At 71.4% G+C, this 15108-nt stretch carries 19 protein-coding genes; 12 read left to right on the top strand and 7 right to left on the bottom strand.

Translation table 11 applies throughout. The annotated features are described in order from the left end of the window. Positions 1 to 2: 2 nt before the first annotated feature. Complete coding sequence (locus ABLE68_RS00420) at positions 3 to 659, bottom strand: Crp/Fnr family transcriptional regulator (protein ID WP_348869087.1); 657 nt, start codon at positions 657 to 659, stop codon at positions 3 to 5. 44 nt (positions 660 to 703) lie between these two features. Here ABLE68_RS00420 and ABLE68_RS00415 point away from each other — a divergent pair, with 44 nt between their 5' ends. Together ABLE68_RS00415 and ABLE68_RS00410 are read left to right on the top strand one after the other, a co-directional pair. Continuing rightward, positions 704 to 1927, top strand: coding sequence for a S8 family serine peptidase (locus ABLE68_RS00415; protein WP_348869086.1), 1224 nt, complete (start codon positions 704 to 706; stop codon positions 1925 to 1927). A gap of 115 nt (positions 1928 to 2042) precedes the next feature. Next, entirely contained in the window at positions 2043 to 2243 is a 201-nt protein-coding gene (locus ABLE68_RS00410) for a hypothetical protein (RefSeq protein ID WP_348869085.1), read from the top strand. 39 nt (positions 2244 to 2282) lie between these two features. Here the strand turns inward: ABLE68_RS00410 and ABLE68_RS00405 are convergent, their stop codons facing one another. Genes ABLE68_RS00405 through ABLE68_RS00390 form a run of 4 tightly spaced genes read right to left on the bottom strand, consistent with a single transcriptional unit; the run spans position 2283 to position 4955 of the window. Beyond that, on the bottom strand, positions 2283 to 3131 hold the full coding sequence (locus tag ABLE68_RS00405) for a DUF3097 domain-containing protein (protein WP_348869084.1): 849 nt from the start codon (positions 3129 to 3131) through the stop codon (positions 2283 to 2285). A gap of 49 nt (positions 3132 to 3180) precedes the next feature. Next, positions 3181 to 3366 (bottom strand): hypothetical protein, encoded by a 186-nt coding sequence (locus ABLE68_RS00400; RefSeq protein WP_348869083.1) that lies wholly within the window; start codon positions 3364 to 3366, stop codon positions 3181 to 3183. 17 nt (positions 3367 to 3383) lie between these two features. Beyond that, positions 3384 to 4244, bottom strand: coding sequence for an MBL fold metallo-hydrolase (locus ABLE68_RS00395; protein ID WP_348869082.1), 861 nt, complete (start codon positions 4242 to 4244; stop codon positions 3384 to 3386). 21 nt (positions 4245 to 4265) lie between these two features. Continuing rightward, entirely contained in the window at positions 4266 to 4955 is a 690-nt protein-coding gene (locus ABLE68_RS00390; RefSeq protein WP_348869081.1) for a hypothetical protein, read from the bottom strand. A gap of 158 nt (positions 4956 to 5113) precedes the next feature. Between ABLE68_RS00390 and hrcA the strand changes: the two genes are divergently transcribed. The 3 genes from hrcA to ABLE68_RS00375 are packed head-to-tail and all read left to right on the top strand — an operon-like array spanning position 5114 to position 8096. Then, positions 5114 to 6133: a heat-inducible transcriptional repressor HrcA gene (hrcA, locus tag ABLE68_RS00385; protein WP_348869080.1), complete on the top strand. Its 1020-nt coding sequence runs from the start codon at positions 5114 to 5116 to the stop codon at positions 6131 to 6133. 44 nt (positions 6134 to 6177) lie between these two features. Continuing rightward, complete coding sequence (dnaJ, locus tag ABLE68_RS00380) at positions 6178 to 7356, top strand: molecular chaperone DnaJ (RefSeq protein WP_348869079.1); 1179 nt, start codon at positions 6178 to 6180, stop codon at positions 7354 to 7356. After that, a complete protein-coding gene (locus ABLE68_RS00375) occupies positions 7356 to 8096 on the top strand; it encodes a 16S rRNA (uracil(1498)-N(3))-methyltransferase (RefSeq protein ID WP_348869078.1) in 741 nt (246 codons plus the stop codon). Before dnaJ ends, ABLE68_RS00375 begins: the two co-directional genes overlap by 1 nt. A gap of 236 nt (positions 8097 to 8332) precedes the next feature. Here ABLE68_RS00375 and ABLE68_RS00370 read toward each other — a convergent pair whose 3' ends face one another. Next, entirely contained in the window at positions 8333 to 9226 is an 894-nt protein-coding gene (locus ABLE68_RS00370; RefSeq protein ID WP_348869077.1) for a Gmad2 immunoglobulin-like domain-containing protein, read from the bottom strand. Positions 9227 to 9345: 119 nt separating this feature from the next. Here ABLE68_RS00370 and ABLE68_RS00365 point away from each other — a divergent pair, with 119 nt between their 5' ends. The 3 genes from ABLE68_RS00365 to ABLE68_RS00355 are packed head-to-tail and all read left to right on the top strand — an operon-like array spanning position 9346 to position 11595. After that, positions 9346 to 9684 carry an HIT domain-containing protein gene (locus tag ABLE68_RS00365; RefSeq protein WP_348869076.1) on the top strand — a complete coding sequence of 113 codons (339 nt, stop codon included), beginning with the start codon at positions 9346 to 9348 and terminating at the stop codon, positions 9682 to 9684. Then, positions 9681 to 10874 carry a hypothetical protein gene (locus ABLE68_RS00360; RefSeq protein ID WP_348869075.1) on the top strand — a complete coding sequence of 398 codons (1194 nt, stop codon included), beginning with the start codon at positions 9681 to 9683 and terminating at the stop codon, positions 10872 to 10874. Before ABLE68_RS00365 ends, ABLE68_RS00360 begins: the two co-directional genes overlap by 4 nt. Positions 10875 to 10905: 31 nt before the next feature. Next, a complete protein-coding gene (locus tag ABLE68_RS00355; protein ID WP_348869074.1) occupies positions 10906 to 11595 on the top strand; it encodes a VOC family protein in 690 nt (229 codons plus the stop codon). Here the strand turns inward: ABLE68_RS00355 and ABLE68_RS00350 are convergent. After that, positions 11583 to 11846 (bottom strand): hypothetical protein, encoded by a 264-nt coding sequence (locus ABLE68_RS00350; protein ID WP_348869073.1) that lies wholly within the window; start codon positions 11844 to 11846, stop codon positions 11583 to 11585. The genes ABLE68_RS00355 and ABLE68_RS00350 overlap by 13 nt on opposite strands. 122 nt (positions 11847 to 11968) lie before the next feature. Between ABLE68_RS00350 and ABLE68_RS00345 the strand changes: the two genes are divergently transcribed. From ABLE68_RS00345 to ABLE68_RS00330, 4 genes are read left to right on the top strand one after another with little or no spacing between them, the layout of a single operon-like run. Next, on the top strand, positions 11969 to 12994 hold the full coding sequence (locus ABLE68_RS00345; protein WP_348869072.1) for a PhoH family protein: 1026 nt from the start codon (positions 11969 to 11971) through the stop codon (positions 12992 to 12994). Continuing rightward, positions 12991 to 13440 carry an rRNA maturation RNase YbeY gene (ybeY, locus tag ABLE68_RS00340; protein ID WP_348869071.1) on the top strand — a complete coding sequence of 150 codons (450 nt, stop codon included), beginning with the start codon at positions 12991 to 12993 and terminating at the stop codon, positions 13438 to 13440. Before ABLE68_RS00345 ends, ybeY begins: the two co-directional genes overlap by 4 nt. After that, positions 13437 to 14735, top strand: a complete 1299-nt coding sequence (locus ABLE68_RS00335; RefSeq protein ID WP_348869070.1) for a hemolysin family protein — start codon at positions 13437 to 13439, stop codon at positions 14733 to 14735. Before ybeY ends, ABLE68_RS00335 begins: the two co-directional genes overlap by 4 nt. After that, positions 14728 to 15069 carry a cytidine deaminase gene (locus ABLE68_RS00330; protein ID WP_348869069.1) on the top strand — a complete coding sequence of 114 codons (342 nt, stop codon included), beginning with the start codon at positions 14728 to 14730 and terminating at the stop codon, positions 15067 to 15069. Before ABLE68_RS00335 ends, ABLE68_RS00330 begins: the two co-directional genes overlap by 8 nt. Positions 15070 to 15108: the final 39 nt, after the last annotated feature.

Here is a 15108-nt window from a genome sequence, read left to right as displayed (position 1 = left end):
CGTCAGGCGACCCGTTGCCTCAGCCATGCGCGGTCGAGGACGGTGACCTTGCCGCGTCCGAGCTCGACGACGCCGCGGCCGGCGAGCTTCTGGAGGACCTGGTTGACGCTGGGGCGGGTGCCACCGACCAGCTCTGCGAGGTGCTCCTGGGTGAGGGGGACGACGACCGGACCTGGGCCCTCGCCGTACAGGTCGGCCAGCTCGACCAGGCGCCGGTGCACCCTGCGGTCGAGGGGGTCGTACATCGTCTCCAGCAGGCGGCCGGACAGCTCCTCTACGCGTCGTGCCATCAGCATCAGGAGCAGCTGGTCGGCAGCGCGGTGCTTGTCGCGGAGCTCGCGGAACGCCGCTGCCGACAGCGAGAGCGTCTCGGCGGGCTCGAGGGCGACGATCGTCGCCGACCGCGTCGGCGGCTGGCCGTCGAGGAGGGACAGCTCGCCGAAGTAGTCGCCGCGCCCGAGCAGGTTGATCGTCGCGTTGTCTCCGTCGCTGGTCGACACGCGGACGGCGAGCCGGCCGGCAGCCACCAGGTGCAGGCTGTCGGACGGGTCGCCCTCGCGCACCAGCACCTCGCCGCGCGCATAGCTGCGACGCCGGGCCGTGGCGAGCACGCGCCTGCGCTCTACGTCGTCCAACGAGGCGAGCAACGGCCAGTCCATGGCACCAGTCAACCAGCGCCGTCGTGGCCGCGGAGGGAGAAGGGATGAGCGAGCGCGAGTTCGACCGCACCGTGACGGAGCTGCGGTCCCTCCTCGAAGCGGCGGCCTGCTCGGTCGCCGTCGTCACCGAGGGACGAGATGCGCTGCGGTACGTCGCTGCCGACGGCGCCGGCGCCGAGGAGATCGTCGGCGTCGAGCTGCCGGTCGCCCAGGGGTTGGCGGGCTGGGTGGCGACCTCGGGCCAGGCGATCGCGGTGCGCGAGGCGCGCGCCGATCCGCGCTTCGCTGCTCACGTCGCCGAGCGCACGGGCTACGTCCCGTCCGCGATCCTGGCGGCACCGTTCCTCTCCGCGGACGGCGAGGTGCGGGGCGTCGTCACCGTCCTGGACCCGGGGCTGGACCCGGGGGACCCGCTGCCGCTGCGCGAGGTCGAGGAGTTCGCCGCCCGGATCACCCGACCCGACCTGCCGGCGTGGTCGCTGTCCTTCGAGCGCGGTCACGTCGCACCGGTGCCGGCGCTGCCGCTGATGGGCGGACGCGCGTGGGCCCTCGACGGCGCCACCGGCGCCGGTGTCAGGGTCGCCATCCTCGACAGTGGCGTCGACGCCGACCACCCGCGGGTCGGGGGGATCGCCGGCGCGGTGGCCTTCGAGCCGGACGACGACGCACCGCTCGGCTTCCGCCGGGTCGAGGGGCCGCACGAGGACCTGGTCGGCCACGGCACGGCCTGTGCCGGCGTCATCCGGGCGCTCGCGCCCGAGGCGGAGATCTACTCCGTCCGCGTCCTGGGCTCCAACCTCAAGGGCCGGGGCGCGCTGCTGCGCGCCGGGATCGCGTGGGCCCTCGAGCACGACATGGCCGTGGCCAACCTGTCGCTGTCCAGCCGCAGCGGCGCGATGTTCGGTCCGCTGCACGAGTCCGCTGACGCGGCGTACTTCGGTGGCACCGTGCTGGTCTCCGCGGCCAACAACGTGCCGGGTCCGACGTACCCCTCGCAGTACGCCTCCGTCGTCTCGGTGGCGGCGCGCGTCGGCGACGATCCCACCGCGGTGGCCACCAACCCGCGGCCGCCGGTCGAGTTCGGAGCCCGCGGCATCGACGTCGACGTGGCCTGGGCGGACCACGGCTCGATCGTCGCGACGGGCAACAGCTTCGCGGCCCCGCACGTGACCGGCCTCGTGGCGCTGATCCTCGGCAAGCACCCGGGGCTGAGCACCTACCAGGTGAAGTCCGTGCTCCAGGCGATCAGCGAGAACGCTGCGCCCTGACGCAGTGTCGCCAGGTGAACGCTCGCACTGTCAGCGAGCGAACAGTCCGGCGCGCCCGTCGGCGGCAGAGTTCTGCTCACCGGGAGGCGCCCGGGACACAGACCAGGAGGAAGTCATGACCGAGCAGAACCTGAACGAGGACGTCGAGGGTCACCGCCAGTTCAAGCCGCTGGCCGAGGACGACGTCGAGGGTCACCGCCAGTTCAAGCCGCTGGCCGAGGACGACGTCGAGGGTCACCGGCAGTTCAAGCCGCTGGCCGAGGACGACGTCGAGGGCCACGTGCAGCCGCGCGGCGGCGCCGACATCGACCACTGACGGCGTCGTCCACCGCCTCCGTGACGGCCCGGACGGGGGTCAGACCGTCACGGTGACGAAGTCGATCAGCTCCTCGACCCGGCCCAGCAGGGCCGGGTCGAGGTCGTTGTAGGACGAGACCTTGCCCAGGATGTGCTGCCATGCACGTGCGGTGTCGGCCTGGTCGCGGTGCGGCCAGCCGAGCTGCTGGCAGACGCCCTTCTTCCACTCGATCGAGCGGGGTACGTCGGGCCACCGGTTGAGCCCGAGCCGCTCGGGCTTGACGGCTGCCCAGATGTCGATGAAGGGGTGGCCGACGATCAGGACGTGCTTGCCGACCGGCGACCTCGCGATGCCTTGGGCGATCCGGCTCTCCTTCGAGCCGGCCACCAGGTGGTCGACCAGGACCCCCACCCGGCGGTCGGGGCCGGGCTTGAAGTCGCGCAGGTGGTCGGCCAGGTCGTCGACGCCGCCCAGGTACTCGACCACCACACCCTCGATCCGGAGGTCGTCGCCCCAGACCTTCTCGACCAGCTCCGCGTCGTGGCGCCCCTCGACGAAGATCCGGCTCGCCCGCGCGACGCGGGCCTTGGCGTCGTGGACGGCGACGGACCCGGAGGCGGTGCGCGTCGGCTTGGCCGGGGCGCCGCCGCGGGCAGGCGCGACCAGGATGACGGGGCGTCCCTCGAGCAGGAAGCCGGGCCCGAGCGGGAACGTGCGCCGCTTCTGGCGACGGTCCTCGAGGGTGACGGTGTGGAGGTCGCGGTCGACCGCGACGATCTCGCCGCACCAGTCGGTGGTGACCTCCTCGACGACGGCGCCGACCTCGGCAGGCGCCTCGACGGCGCGGCCGCGCTTGGGAGCGCGCCAATCGGTGTTGAGCACGTCGGAGCCGTAGCGGTCGTTCACCTGCGTCACGCTAGGCGGCGGCACCGACACCGCCGGTGAGGGCGCGCCGTCAGTCGCCGGAGTCCTGGGTGTCCTCGGTCTCGTCCGTCTCCTCGGGGTCCTTGCCGCCGAGCACGTCGAGCTCCTCGGGCGACTTGGGGTCGTCCTCGTCGGTGAGGGGCTTGGCGAGCGGGTTGTCGTCGGAGGGCTGGAGGTCCTCGGGCAGGTCCTCGTCCTCGATGCCGTGTTCAGTCATGCAGGTGGCGTACCCGTTCAGGCGAGTGGCAACCGCTTCTCGTTGCGCGAGAGATGCCCGTAGCCACGGCGTACGGCGGCCGCCAGCTCCTCGCGCGGGTAGGGCCACTCGGCCGCGTCCAGTGCCTGGTCGACAGGCACGCCCCGGGCGGCCAGGTCCCGGATCGTCTGGGCGACGATGCCGATCGCGTTGCGCTGCTCCTCCACGAACTCACGGTCGACCGGGGCGCCGTGACCGGGCACGACCACCGTCGACGACGTGCTGAGGCTGAGCACGATGTCGAGGGAGTGTGGCCACTCCAGGGGGTAGCAGTCGCCGCCGAAGCCGGGCACGCCGTTGCGCGCCATCGACTCCTCGACGAGGTCGCCGGCCAGGAGCACGTCGACGTCGGGCACCCGCAGCACGAGGTCGCCACCGGTGTGGCCGCGACCGGGGTGCACCAGCTCAACGGCGCGGTCGCCGAGGTCGAGCGTGACCGCCGACGAGAAGGTGTGGTCGGCCGGCACGACGACGGTCGCCTGGACCTCGTCGCGGTGCGGGTCGTCGGGCTCGGCGTCGTACAGCCCCTTGATGCGCTCGCCCGCGGACTCGGTCCGCTCGGCGGCCTCCTCGTGGGCGTGGATCGGGAGCTCGCCGTACGCCGCGCGGAACTCGCCGTTGCCGAAGGTGTGGTCGAAGTGCTCGTGGGTGTTGACGATCCGGACCACCTCGCCCGCGCCCAGACGGCGTACGTCGGCGATCACCTCGCGCGCGGCCAGGGACGACGCGTGCGTGTCGACGACCACCAGCCCGCGCTCACCGCCGACCAGGGTGACGTTGACGTCGAACCACTCGTAGCGCGCGACCCAGACCCGGTCGGCGACCTCCGTGAATGCCACGGGACCACCGTAGTGCTGGTCTCAGCAGAGGCCGGCGTGCAGCCCGCGACGCAGGAACTCGCCGAGCTCGGACAGGTCGTGCGCGGTGCGCGGGAAGGCGACCACGGTGCGGTGGGCGCCGTCGACGTCGACCCACTGGATCTCGACGTCGCTGGGTGTCAGGTGGGCGAGGCGTACGGCGACCAGGTCGTTCGGCGCGGTACCGGTGCCGTGCGAGACGGCCTGGCGCAGCTCGGCGTGGTGGCAGTCGTTGGCGTGCTCGACGGAGCGCTGGAGGTGGCCCCGGTTGAGGCGGTGCTGCTCGCTGTGGAACTCGTCGAGCGGCACCCGGTGCTGGCGCCCGCCCCGGGTCAGCAGCACGAAGTTGAGGTCCAGCGTCACGGCGTACCGCACCTCGCTGCAGCAGTCGCAGTCCTCGACGGCGGTGCGCTCGAGCCGTCCGGCGAGGGTCAGCGTGTCCGCGCGGTCGGCGCCGCCCGCCTCCCCGAGCCCGCTCGCGAGGGTCAGGAGCGCGCTCCGGTGCTGCACCGCGGCGCGGGCGATGGGGGAGCCGGGACGGCAGACGAAGCTCGGGCGGCCGTCCTCGTCGCTGAGCGCGGTCTCCTCCTCGACGGCGCGCGGCTCGCCCTCGACGACCAGGGTCACGGTCGCGGGGCAGGCGAGGATGCTGCGCGCGTCGCCGGCGAGGCGGGCGGGATCGGTCGTGAGCACGGAACCTCCCAGGAGTTAGTTAGGTAAGGCTAACCTACGACAAGATCGCATCGACCGCCACGGCGTTCCGCGACGCGGCCGTCGCGGACGCGCCTAGTAGGCTTGGCACTCAGGAACTTCGAGTGCCAGATCGTGGCCGACGTGGTGAGGAGGCGGACGTGCAGGAGGAACGCAGGCTGGCCGTGCTCCGCGCGATCGTCGAGGACTACGTCGCGACCGAGGAGCCGGTCGGTTCCAAGGCGCTGGTCGAGCGCCACGGTCTCGGCGTCTCGTCCGCGACGGTCCGCAACGACATGGCTGCCCTCGAGGACGAGGGCTACATCGCGCAGCCGCACACCAGTGCGGGCCGGGTCCCGACCGACAAGGGCTACCGGCTCTTCGTCGACCGGCTGACCACGGTCAAGCCGATGAGCGCGGCCGAGAAGCGGGCGATCGCCACGCTCCTCGACGGCGCGGTCGACCTCGACGACGTCGTCCAGCGCTCGGTCCGGCTGCTCGCGCAGCTGACCCGTCAGGTCGCCGTCGTGCAGTACCCCACGCTCTCCCGCTCCACGGTCCGCCACATCGAGGTGGTCGCGCTCGCGCCCAACCGCCTCCTCGTGGTGCTGATCCTCAGCACCGGCCGCGTCGAGCAGCGGCTCGTCGAGCTCACCGTCGAGCTCGACGACGAGCAGCTCGCGGAGCTGCGCAGCACGGTCAACCGCGCCGCCACGGGTGAGGTGATCGCTGACGCCGCCACGGCGCTGCGGGCGATCGCCCCGAGCGAGGGCGAGGGTTCGACCGTGACTGCCACCGTCGTGGAGACCCTGCTCGAGGCGATGTCCGACCACCGCTCCGACGAGCGGATCGTGGTGGGGGGCGCCGCCAACCTGGCGCGCTACGGCGACAGCTTCGACTCCGCGGTCCGGCCGCTGCTCGAGGCGCTCGAGGAGCACGTCGTACTCCTCAAGCTGCTCGGCGAGGCGACGTCCGGCGAGATCCTCACCGTCCGCATCGGTGCCGAGGGCCCCTACCAGGAGCTTGCGTCGACCAGCGTCGTCGCTTCCGGCTACGGCCCCGGCGACGAGTCGTTGGCCCGGCTCGGCATCGTCGGGCCCACCCGCATGGACTACCCCGGGTCGATGGCGGCCGTCCGAGCCGTGGCGCGCTACGTGTCGCGGATCCTCGACGACGCCTGAGACCCCCTCCCGCACCACCATCCGCACCACAACGAAGGAACCACGTGAGTCAGGACCTGTACGAGCTGCTCGGTGTCGCCCGCGACGCGGACGCCGACGCCCTCAAGAAGGCCTACCGCCGTCTGGCCCGGCAGTACCACCCCGACGTCAACCCGGAGCCCGACGCCCAGGACAAGTTCAAGGAGATCTCCCTCGCCTACGAGGTGCTCTCCGACCCGCAGAAGCGCGCGGCGTACGACCGCGGCGGTGACCCGTTCGGCGGTGGGGCGGCCGGGTTCGGCCAGGGCGCCGGCTTCTCGTTCACCGACATCATGGACGCGTTCTTCGGCGGCGGCGCGGCCGGTGGCCAGGGACGTGGACCGCGACCGCGCGAGCGCCGCGGCCAGGACGCGCTGATCCGGATCGAGATCGAGCTCGCGGAGGCCGCCTTCGGCGTCACCCGCGAGCTCAAGGTCGACACCGCTGTCCTCTGCTCGACCTGCCAGGGCGAGGGCGCCGCTCCCGGCACCCACGCGATCCCGTGCGAGACCTGCCACGGCGTGGGCGAGGTCGCCCACGTGCAGCGGTCGTTCCTCGGCGAGATCCGCACGCTCCGCCCGTGCGCCGCCTGCCGCGGATTCGGCACGATCATCCCCGACCCCTGCCGGGAGTGCTCCGGCGACGGCCGGGTCCGCTCGCGCCGTACCCTCACCGTCAAGATCCCTGCCGGCGTCGACAACGGCACCCGGGTGCAGCTGACCGGAGAGGGCGAGGTCGGCCCCGGTGGCGGCCCGGCCGGAGACCTGTACGTAGAGATCCAGGTCGCCCCGCACGACGTCTTCGTCCGTCACGGCAACGACCTGCACTGCACGGTCACCCTGCCGATGACCGCCGCCGCGCTGGGCACCACGCTCACGCTGCCGACGCTCGAGGCCGACGTGGTGGGCGACGAGCCCGCCGAGGACCCCGAGCTGGAGACCAGCTTCGAGCTCGACCTGCGCGCCGGGACCCAGTCGGGGTCCGAGCAGGTGCTGCGTGGCCGCGGCGTCCCGGGCCTGCGCGGCGGGCGGGGCGACCTCGTCGTGACCGTCCTCGTCGAGACGCCGACCCGCCTCGACCCGCGCCAGGAGGAATTGCTCCGCGAGCTGGCCGCGATCCGCGAGGAGGAGCAGCCGTCGGGCCAGGTCCGGCCCGGCACCAAGTCGGTGTTCGGTCGGCTCCGCGACGCGTTCAACGCTCACTGATGTCGCTCCCGGTCCACCTCGTCCCGTCGCTCGACGGCGTCGTCGCCGGTGACGAGGTGACCGTCGAGGGCGACGAGGCGCACCACGCGGTCGCCGTACGCCGCCTGCGGGTGGGGGAGCAGGTCGTGCTCACCGACGGCGCCGGCACCTCGGTGCAGGGACCGGTCGCCTCGACCGGCAAGCGGGTCTTCGCCGTGACCGTCTCCACGGTGACCCGTCACGAGGCCCCGACGCCCTCGGTGGTCGTGGTCCAGGCCCTCCCGAAGGGCGAGCGCGGCGAGCTCGCGGTCGAGGTGCTGACCGAGATCGGGGTCGCCGAGATCGTGCCGTGGGCCGCGGCGCGCAGCGTCGCCGTCTGGAAGGGCGAGCGCGCGACGAAGTCGCTCGCCAAGTGGCGGTCGACGGCGCGCGAGGCGGCCAAGCAGGCGCGGCGTACGTGGTTCCCGTCCGTCGCCGAGCTCGCCTCGACGCCCGACGTGGTCGACCTGATCTCCGCTGCCGACCTCGCCGTCGTGCTACACGAGGAGTCCCACCTGCCGCTGGCATCGATCGAGGTGCCGCGCTCGGGCACCGTCGTCGTGGTCGTCGGCCCCGAGGGCGGGCTCACCGACGAGGAGGTCGACGGCTTCGTGGCCGCCGGTGCGCTCCAGGTGCGGCTCGGCACGGAGGTGCTGCGCACGTCGACCGCCGGCCTCGCCGCCGTGGCCGCGCTGCTGTCACGCACCGACCGCTGGGGCTGACGTCCGGCCGGTGCCCCGGTGGGCGGTGAGTAGGCAACCGTTTCGTGGGTCGGATCGGGTCGGAACGGTTGCTGGCTCACCGCCCGGCTGGGCCGGTGCCCGGTCGGCGGTGAGTAGGCAACCGTTTGGTGGGTCGGATCGCGTCGGAACGGTTGCTGGCTCACCGCCCGGCTGGGCCGGTGCCCGGTCGGCGGTGTGCAGGCAACCGTTTGGTGTGAGCCGGCGGGGGCTGAGCCTCAACTGACCGTGATGGCCTTGCTGTCCTCGGTGGGGCCGCTGCCCTCGCCGCCGGACGGGTCGTCGGTCATCGCGACGAACGTGTAGTCGCCGGGCGCCAGGTCTGACACGTCGACGAGGGTCTCCCACGGGTAGAGCTTGTCCATCCAGCCGTCCGCGGTGCTGAAGCCCTTCGCCACGACCTTGCCGTCGCCGTCGCGGATCTCCCACGGCGTCGTGGCCTCGAAGGAGCTCGAGACGCCGGAGGCGGTGAAGGTCCCGTTGACGCTGGCGCCCTGCTCCGGGGTGGTCACGTTGACCAGGGCGCGTACGTCGATCTCCGGTTCGTTGCTGAGCTCGCCACCCAGCCCGAACAGGTCGGCCGGCGCGCCGTCGAGGGTGATCTCGACCGGCAGCCGCGACTGCGCGACGCCCTGCACCGTGTAGACGAGCTGCTGCGCCGCGAGCCGGGCCTCGCCCTGCGACATCCCGTCGGGAGCGGTGGTCCACGCGTCGTCGGCGAGGGCGACCGTGATCGCGTCGTCGCCGATCTCGACGCCACCGAAGGAGCCGTCGGGGTAGAGCGTGTCGTAGTCGGGGTCGAGCGCGTCGCCGGCGGTCATCAGCGCGAGCGCCTCGTCGGCAGGGTTGTCGGCCTCGACCTTGCGGAACTCGCGGAAGAGCTTGGTCCCGTCCCGGGTGTCACCCACGAAGTAGACCGGCACCGTCACGGTGTCGCTGCTGCCGGTGGCGGACTCCGACGGGTCGGCCGCCTCGCTGGTCTTGCCGCCGTTGTGGTGGTGCTTGGTGGTGTTGCTCGTCGGCTTCTGGTCGTCGCCGGCGGAGTCGCCGCAGCCCGCCAGGGCGACGACGGAGGCGGTGAGGACGAGCGCGAGGCGGGCACGAGCAGACATGGGATCCATCTTCCCGGGACGGCGCCGCTATCGGACGGTGATCGTGCGCGTGTCGGAGGTCGTCACGCTAATGGCACGCGCGATCGCGACTTCGGGTTTACTGACCGGAGGAGGTTTCTGTGGAGGACTGCCTGTTCTGCAAGATCGTCGCGGGGGAGATCCCGGCCACGATCGTGCACACCACCGAGCGCACGGTCGCGTTCCGGGACATCAACCCGAAGGCGCCGCTGCACGTGCTGGTGGTTCCGCGCGACCACTACGCCAACGCGGCCGAGCTCGCCGCCGCCGACCCGGAGACCTCCGCCGCGCTGATCACGTCGGCCGCGGCGGTCACGACCGCGGAGGGGTACGCCGACTACAACCTGGTCTTCAACACCGGCGCCGGCGCCGGGCAGACCGTCTTCCACACCCACGTGCACGTGCTCGGCGGCGCCGACCTGAGCGGCCTGGTCGGATGAGGCGCCTCGCGGCGGTCGCCGCGGCCGTCCTGCTCGTCCTGTCGCTCGCCGGGTGCGTCCAGGAGGACGACGACCGGCGCACCGGCTCGCCGACGACGCTGCTGAACCCTCCCGACCCGCCCGAGGTCCAGGCCGAGCAGCTGGCCGCGATCCCGCCGAGCAAGCACCTGCCGCTGCGCACGGGCGAGAAGCGGATGACGCTCACCATGCCCGCGGCGTACACCCCGTCCGCCCCGACGGGCAACGGCACCGACGACTACCGCTGCTTCCTGCTCGACCCGAAGCTCGACAAGGACGTCTGGCTCACCGGCAGCAACGTGCTGCCCGGCAACCCGTCGGTCGTGCACCACGTGATCCTCTTCCGGGTGCCGCCGGAGAAGGTCGGCGAGGCCGAGGCGAAGGACGCCTCCGAGGACGGCGAGGGCTGGACCTGCTTCGGCGGGACCGGCCTGGCCGGCGACTTCTCCAACACCGACGACGCATCCTGGCTGGCCGCCTGGGCACCCGGTGGCGACGAGACCAAGACCCGGGACGGGTACGGCGTCCCGCTCCAGGCCGGCTCCCGGATCGTGATGCAGGTCCACTACAACCTGCTCAAGGGCTCCTCTCCGGACGTCTCCAGCACCGAGCTGCGGTGGATGCCCGGCGACAAGGACCTCACCGCGCTGCACACCTACCTCATGCCGGCACCGGTCGAGATGCCCTGCCGGCCCGACCACGACGAGTCGCCGCTGTGCGACCGCGACGCCTCGATGGCCGACGTGATCTCGCGCTTCGGCGACGTCGGCAACACCAACACCTGGCTGCACCTCCTCTGCGGCACCGAGGTGAAGGCGTCCAACACCAGCTCGTGCACCCGCACCATCGGGCAGCCGATGACGATCCTCGGCGTGGCCGGCCACATGCACCTGCTCGGTCGCTCGATCAAGATCGAGGTCAACCCGGACACCCCTGACGCGAAGACGATCCTGGACATCCCGGTCTGGGACTTCGACAACCAGGGGACCAAGCCGATCGACCCCGTCCACCTCGACCCGTTCGACACCGTCCGGGTGACGTGCAAGCACGTCCAGTGGCTGCGCGACGTGCTCCCGTCGTTCCAGGGCATCCCGGACAAGTACGTCGTGTGGGGCGAGGGCACCACCGACGAGATGTGCCTCGGCATGCTCCAGGTCGCGTACGACGAATAACCGGTGGACGCCGGGTCCTAGCGTGGACGGCATGACTGCTCGTCTCGTGGCCCTGGTCTTCGACGCGCACGACCCGCAGCTCCTCGCCCGGTTCTGGGCCGGCGTGCTGCAGTGGGACCTCGCCGACGACGGCGTGACGATCGTGCCGCGCGACGGGCAGTTCTCGATCCGGTTCGCGCCCACCGACGCCCCGAAGGTCGCGCCGAACCAGATGCACTTCGACCTGACGAGCGCGACGTACGACGAGCAGCAGGCGACGGTGGCGCGGGTGCTCGAGCTCGGCGGCCAGCACCTCGACATCGGTCAGCTCCCGGAGGAGGAGCACGTCGTGATGGCCGACCCCGAGGGCAACGAGTTCTGCGTGATCGAGGCGGGCAACAACTTCCTCGCCGGCACCGGGGTCATCGGTGCGCTGTCGTCCGACGGGCTGCAGGACGTCGGCTACTTCTGGAGCGCCGCCCTCGACTGGCCGCTGGTGTGGGACCAGGACACGGAGACCGCGATCCAGTCGCGGCAGGGCGGCACCAAGATCTCGTGGGGCGGTGACCCCGTGGCGCCGAAGCTCGGCCGCAACCGGCTCCGCCTCGAGGTCGCGGCAGACGGCGACCGGGAGGCCGAGGTGGAGCGGCTGCTCGCCCTCGGCGCGACGCGGGTCGAGGGCAGCACGCTGCTGGCCGACCCCGGCGGCAACGAGTTCAGCGTGGTTGCTCAGAACACGTAGAAGAGCCGGATCACGGCGAGCACGACCGGCAGGCCGAAGACCAGGAGCATCGCCCACGCGGTGATCCGGTGCACCGGCTTGGTGGAGTCCAGCCGGCCGGCGAAGTCGAGGATCGCGCCGTCGGGGACCGTGTGGTTGAGGCCCATCCGCCGGGCGTCCTCGGGGAGGTGCTGCCCGGCGTACCAGTACGGCGGGGTGTCGTCGTCGGGCTCGTCGTCCCAGACGTCCTCGACCTCACCCTCCTGACGCATACCGACACCGTACGTCTGCACGCCGTACGCCGGGGGCGAACTCGCTGGGCCGCGCGTGCCCGCTCCCGTAGCATGGAGAGGCACGTCGACGCCTACCGGAGAGGTCGCCCCACCGGGCATCCATGACTGACAGCAACCACCGCGGGGACACCCCGACCCACGCCACCAAGCACACGGTCGTGGTCCCCAACAGCATCAACATGGTCAGCCTCCTCGGTCCTGGTGACGAGTTCCTCGGGATCATCGAAGGCGCCTTCGACGCCGAGATCCACGTGCGCGGCAACCGGATCACGATGCGCGGCGAGCCGGGCGAGGTCGCCCTGGCCGAGCGGCTGCTCGACGAGCTGGTGACGATGATCCGCACGGGACAGGGCCTCACGAACGAGACCGTCGAGCGGGTGCACACCATGCTGCGCGCCGAGACCACCGAGCGCCCGGCCGACGTGCTGAGCCTCAACATCCTCTCCAACCGCGGTCGCTCGATCCGCCCGAAGACGCTCAACCAGAAGCGCTACGTCGACGCGATCGACAAGCACACGATCACCTTCGGCATCGGCCCGGCCGGCACCGGCAAGACCTACCTCGCGATGGCGAAGGCCGTGCAGGCGCTGCAGTCCAAGAACGTCAACCGGATCATCCTGACGCGCCCGGCGGTCGAGGCGGGGGAGCGGCTCGGCTTCCTGCCCGGCACCCTCAGCGAGAAGATCGATCCCTACCTGCGCCCGCTCTACGACGCGCTCCACGACATGATCGACCCCGAGACGATCCCCAAGCTGCTCGCCGCCGGGACCATCGAGGTCGCGCCGCTCGCCTACATGCGCGGCCGCTCGCTCAACGACTCCTTCATCATCCTCGACGAGGCGCAGAACACCTCGCCCGAGCAGATGAAGATGTTCCTCACCCGGCTCGGCTTCGGCTCCAAGATCGTCGTGACCGGTGACGTCACCCAGACCGACCTGCCCACCGGGGTGAAGTCCGGGCTGCGGATCATCGAGGGCATCCTCGACGGCGTCGACGACATCTCCTTCAACCGGCTGACGGCCCACGACGTCGTACGCCACAAGCTGGTCGGCAAGATCGTCGCGGCCTACGACGAGTTCGACGCACGCACCGAGCTCGGTCACGACCTGAAACAGGCCAAGAAGTGAGTATCGAGATCCTCAACGAGTCCGGGCGCGACCTGGACGTGAAGAAGCTGTCCGACCTGAGCCGCTTCGTGATGGACCGGATGCGCGTGCACCCCCTGGCCGAGCTGTGCATCAAGGCCGTCGACGAGCCCACCATCGCCGAGCTCAACGAGCAGTGGATGGAGAAGGTCGGCCCGACCGACGTGCTCGCGTTCCCGATGGACGAGCTGCGCCCGGGCCTGGTCAACGAGGAGCCCGAGGAGGGCGTGCTCGGTGACCTCGTGCTCTGCCCCGACGTCGCGGCCAAGCAGGCCGAGACCGCCGGCCACTCCGAGGAGGCCGAGATCGAGCTGCTGACGGTCCACGGCATCCTCCACCTGCTCGGCTACGACCACGCAGAGCCCGAGGAGCACAAGGAGATGTTCGGCCTCCAGGACGAGCTCCTGGCGGCCTGGCGAGCCCAGTGAGCTCCACCGACGTCTGGCTGCTGGTGACGGCAGCCCTGCTCGTCGTCCTCGCGGGTCTCTTCTCCGCTGCCGACGCTGCGCTCGCGAGCTTCTCCAAGGCGCGCGCCGAGGAGCTCCTCGACGACGGCCGCGCCGGAGCGCGCCGACTCGTCGCGCTCCTCGACGACCCGTCGCGCTACCTCAACACCGCGCTGCTGCTGCGGCTGCTCTGCGAGATCTCCGCGATCGCCCTGGTCACGCTGCAGACCTACGACCTGTACGACGGCGCTGGCTGGCCGACCTTCCTGACCACGGTCGCCGTGATGCTGGTGCTGTCCTTCGTGGCGATCGGCGTCGCCCCTCGCACCGTCGGCCGCCAGCACTCCGAGCGCATTGCCCTCGCCTCAGCCGGGCCGCTCGCGATGATGACCGTCGTGCTCGGGCCCCTGCCGCGGCTGCTGATCCTGCTCGGCAACGCGCTGACCCCGGGCAAGGGCTTCCGTGAAGGGCCGTTCTCGACGGAGACCGAGTTGCGCGAGCTGGTCGACCTCGCCGAGGCGTCGGCCGTCATCGAGTCGGGCGAGCGGAAGATGATCCACTCGGTCTTCGAGCTCGGCGACACGATCGTGCGGGAGGTGATGGTGCCGCGCACCGACGTCGTCTACATCGAGCGCCACAAGAACCTGCGCCAGACGATGTCGCTCTTCCTGCGCAGCGGTTTCTCCCGCGTCCCGGTCATCGACGACAACCTCGACAACATCGTCGGTATCGCCTACCTCAAGGACATCGTCCGGCGTGACTTCGAGGCGCCGGACGTGGAGTTCACGCAGCGCATCGACGAGGTCATGCGCCCGGTCTACTGGGTGCCGGAGTCGAAGCCCGCCGGCGCTCTGCTCTCGGAGATGCAGGCCAAGCGGCAGCACCTCGCCGTCGTCGTCGACGAGTACGGCGGCACCGCCGGCCTGGTCACCATCGAGGACGTGCTCGAGGAGATCGTCGGCGAGATCACCGATGAGTACGACGAGGAGCAGGTCGAGGTCGAGACCCTCGACGACGGGTCGGTGCGGGTGTCGTCGCGCTACCCGATCGACGACCTCGACGAGCTCTTCGGCTTCGACGTCGAGGAGGAGGACGTCGACAGCGTCGGCGGCCTCATGGCCAAGCACCTCGGCCGGGTCCCGATCCCGGGATCCCAGGTGCGGGCGTACGGGCTGCGTTTCGAGGCCGAGGAGGCCTCGGGTCGACGCAACAAGATCGGGACGGTGCTGATCAGGCGGGACCAGATCGACGACGAGGACGAGGACGACGATGAGTGACCTGACCGCTGAGGACCAGAAGCTGGTGACGCTGGCCCGGGCCACCCGCGCCCGCACCCGTGCGGCCGAGGGCGCTGCGGTCCGTGATGCGGACGGGCGCACCTACGCCGCGGCGACCGTCGACCTCCCGTCCCTCAAGATCTCGGCCCTCGGTGTCTGCGTCGCCATGGCCGTCGCCTCCGGCGCGAAGGGCCTCGAGGCCGCGGTCGTGCTGACCGACGCCGACATCGTCTTCCCTGCCGACCTCGACGTCGTCCGCGACTTCGCGGGTGCGGGGGTCGTCGTGCACCGGGGTGACCCGAGGGGCCAGATTGCGGAGACACTCTCCGCGTAGGGGGATCCGGCAACACGTCGGACACGCGAGAGGAGTAAG

Source organism: Nocardioides pollutisoli (genome assembly GCF_040045055.1).
GTDB classification, from domain to species: domain Bacteria; phylum Actinomycetota; class Actinomycetes; order Propionibacteriales; family Nocardioidaceae; genus Nocardioides; species Nocardioides tweenelious.
This window is presented reverse-complemented; position numbering and strand designations above follow the sequence as displayed.